This window comes from Ornithinibacillus halotolerans (genome assembly GCF_014637405.1).
In the GTDB taxonomy this organism is placed as follows: domain Bacteria; phylum Bacillota; class Bacilli; order Bacillales; family Amphibacillaceae; genus Ornithinibacillus; species Ornithinibacillus halotolerans.
The window spans coordinates 1-1,248 of record NZ_BMEY01000043.1; the positions used below are offsets into that span (position 1 = coordinate 1).

At 35.6% G+C, this 1,248-nt stretch carries 1 protein-coding gene; it reads right to left on the bottom strand.

The genetic code is table 11. From position 1 onward, the window contains the following. Positions 1-95: 95 nt before the first annotated feature. Positions 96-1,248, bottom strand: a 1,153-nt coding sequence (locus tag IEV35_RS19955; RefSeq protein WP_188386412.1) for a reverse transcriptase domain-containing protein, incomplete at its 5' end; no start/stop codon positions are given.

A 1,248-nucleotide genomic window follows, 5' to 3' on the forward strand; every position in this document is an offset into this window, starting at 1 on the left:
AAATAAAGTAGGGAAACCATTCTCATGGCTTCCCCCTTATCAAACCGCACGTGCCCTACTAAGGCATACGGCTTACCAATATGTTACAATGATTATCAATAAGATGCCTTCCAGGCATTTTGCATCTTTTGGAGTCGGTGAGGAGAATAATATTCCTCGCCCTTTTCTTTTAATCTTCTTATTCTGCTGTTCAATTTACGTTTAGATTTTCTCTTCATGTCATTTAGATATTGTTCTAAGGTATAACCAAAGGCCTTATTTAGGTAAAGCCAGTAACTAGGAATTAACTTAATACTGACAAAATAAGCGTTATTCCATTTGGAATTCATTGTCTGTCCCTTCTTTTGAGAAGGGTGTTTATGAATAAACGCTACACGTAGCCTTTTACGAATATAACCGTCTAAATCTAGAAGTATTCTTCTCATTCTCCGGGTCACACAGTGACTCCGCTGCCCGTGTTTTTCATTTTCCTTTATTGCTTCGATTACAGTTATATAATAATTCACTTTTCCACGAATAATTGGATTTACTCTATTAATCCATTCTTCCTTACTTAGAGTTAAAGTTTTACGTGTCTTCTCTTTAATTTTCAGTCGGAAGTCTTTAATGGACTCTTCTTTAGGTGTAACTAGAAAAGTTGGTTCTTTACCTTCTTTCCACTGTCTCCAATGATGAAACGTAAATCCAAGGAAATCAAAATCATCATGATTAAAGTCTACGACTTTAGTCTTTTCTCGTGCTATTTCTAGTTCTAATTCTTTTAACTTTTCTTTTGTCAGCGAAGCTGCCTTTTCAATATCCTCTTTAGTTTTCGCAAATAATAAGAAGTCATCAGCGTATCGAACAAACCGAATACCATGTAGATCCCATTCCCAGTCTAATTCGTTGAGATATACATTCGCAAGTAATGGCGAAATGACACCACCTTGTGGTGTACCATTTTCCGACTTCAGAAGTTTACCTTCTTCCATATAACCAGCTTTCAGCCATTGGTTAATTAGATTCAATACTGTCCTATCAGAAACGTATTTATTTAGCACTTTAATCAGTTTCTTATGTGGGATATTATCAAAGAAACCTTTTATATCACAATCGTAAATATAGTTGTACCCTTGTTCAATATTCCAAAGAATAATCTGAAGTGCTCTTTTCACACCTCTATTTGGGCGATACCCTACTGACCAATTATGAAATAGTAACTCTTCAAACTTCGGTTGAAGCACATTGACCACACTCTGTTGGACAATT